General features: G+C 39.8%; 2 protein-coding genes and 1 pseudogene. 1 reads left to right on the top strand and 2 read right to left on the bottom strand.

All coding sequences use genetic code 11. The annotated features are described in order from the left end of the window. Positions 1–260, top strand: a pseudogene (locus CXF78_RS20910) (PilZ domain-containing protein); the annotation flags it as partial. Between the two features lie 134 nt (positions 261–394). Here CXF78_RS20910 and CXF78_RS20905 read toward each other — a convergent pair. Continuing rightward, positions 395–1,303, bottom strand: coding sequence for an alpha/beta fold hydrolase (locus CXF78_RS20905; RefSeq protein WP_102037843.1), 909 nt, complete (start codon positions 1,301–1,303; stop codon positions 395–397). Positions 1,304–1,421: 118 nt separating this feature from the next. Next, positions 1,422–2,245, bottom strand: an 824-nt coding sequence (gene serB, locus CXF78_RS20900) for a phosphoserine phosphatase SerB (protein ID WP_257984971.1), incomplete at its 5' end; no start/stop codon positions are given.

The following is a 2,245-nucleotide window of genomic DNA, read 5'->3' as shown; positions in this document are numbered from 1 at the left end:
GTAATAAAGAACAACAAATTCAATTTATTACTCAAAGTAAAAAAGTGGGTCGCTTCATGGCGTTAAGGGTGTATGTAGGAGCAACTGATAAGCCCGATATGAGCTATATTCGACGCGAGCTAGAATATATCCACATTCATGCTAATCACCGAGCAAAGCAATTAGAAGAACAATTATGGAAAGTTATCGGTTCAGGTGAGCTATTAGATATTACTACTGAAGTTGAAATCCGTTTTCCAAGCTTAATGACACTAGCCTAAGTAATCTTTCAGTAACCGCTAATCATAATTAAAAATAGCATAAATCGATGATCTGAATTTATTTCAAAACTGCATTTTTACTAACCAAAGAATAGGTTAATAACCACATACTATTTCTCTACAGCTAACTTGGCTCACATTAATAAATACCATTGTTTAATTTGTACAAAGTGATCTTGTTCGGCTTGTCGATCAGTCAACATACCTGCATGATTATAATCCAATAAATTGCCCTTTTCTTTGGCGAGCAAAGTGTACTTAATCTGGCTAAAACCACATTCATCAATCATATCGCGTACATCAGATGGATTGCCTAATACGTGGTCATTTTTGCCCGCGATAAACCAGGCTGGTGGCCATACCGCTTTAGTTGCAGCTTCTGCATAATGAAAATTATCATCATGATCAACCCAATCTCCTCGCACCCAATCAATGGTTTGTAATAATGAAGCACTGCTCTCATTGTCCATACCAACGCGCAGTCGACTGGCATCAAAGTAGCCTTGTCTGCCAATATAAAAAGGCGCAAAACGATTCCAGAAAAAATCGACCATAAGCCATTTTTTAAATGACTTCACTTTGATAGTACGTTTGGAACCAAAGGTTAATAACGATGCCACACTAGACTGTAGATGGCTATAACGAGCCAAACTGCTGGCCATTAACACCCCGCCCCATGAATGGGCACACCAATGTACTTTATTAACCAATGGATGACGCTGTAGAATAAACTGCTGCACTAATGGCAATTGCTCACGAATGACTTCTCCTTGGCCCAAAGTGAAGTCACGATGAATTTTAGGCTCGCTTAAGCCTCGTCCTGCGGTATCCATCACATAAACATCAAAACCAGCGTTAGCTAAAAAACAGCCTAAACCACGACCAGAGCAGCTATAAAACACTCTTCCATTGGACATAGCACCATGCAACATCAAAATAGGAATACCGAGTGCTATAGGCGAAGTAGGCCGAATATGCCGCAGATGCAATTGGCCATCTCTGTATGGTATAAACAGTGAGTTTTGGAGGATATCTATAGTCAAAATAGGCAGTTATGTTAGTGATTATAAATATAAAACTAACATTACTACCGTGAAATACAACTAGAATAGAGTAATAATTCTATATTTATTCTTGTTCATAAATGTAAACACTAACTAATTACAGTTGTAGGCAAAAGACTAATGCACGTAAATCAACATTTTGGATTGATGCATCTGCAGCAGCAACTAATTTAGGCTTAGCATGAAATGCTAATCCTAAATCGGCGGCTTGGATCATCGGAATATCATTGGCGCCGTCACCAATGGCAACTCGCTGACCAGATGGAATAGCCCACTGTTCCGCACACAGACTAATCACGTTAGCCTTATATTGAGCATCGACCACTTCACCTGTTACTTCACCACTCAGCTTGCCATCAACAATAACTAACTCATTGGCAAATGCCGCATCAAGATTAAGCAATGTTTTTAAATGACCAACAAATGGCGTAAACCCACCAGAAGCGACAACCAGTTTCCATTGATGTGTTTTTAACTCGGCTAACATTACTTCAAGACCAGACATTAACGGCAAGTTGTCGCACAACTGCTGAATAATAGAGGCATCAGCACCAGTAAGCTTACTGACTCGTTGTCTTAAAGACTGTTCAAAATCTAATTCGCCACGCATAGCACTTGCCGTAACTGCGGCAACTTCCTCACCCACACCAGCCATAGCAGCGAGTTCGTCAATACATTCAATTTGAATAGCAGTAGAATCCATATCCATCACCAATAACCCCGGTTGATTGAGGCGAGCTAATGGTTGTTGAATAAGCACTATTTCAGCAGCTATATTTGTTGGGAATGACGCAATTAAAACATCATTAGCGGTTTGAGCCGACAGTTCAAAACCTAATAAATCGTTTTGCCTGTCAAGCTTTGCGATATGAGTATCGATAGATATGGAAGATAACCAGGCTTCTATCTCTGCTGAGCATT

The sequence above is a fragment of the Shewanella sp. 11B5 genome, assembly GCF_002836795.1.
Taxonomy (GTDB): domain Bacteria; phylum Pseudomonadota; class Gammaproteobacteria; order Enterobacterales; family Shewanellaceae; genus Shewanella; species Shewanella frigidimarina.
The sequence above is the reverse complement of the archived record's forward strand: the minus strand, read 5'-3'. Positions and strand labels throughout refer to the sequence as shown.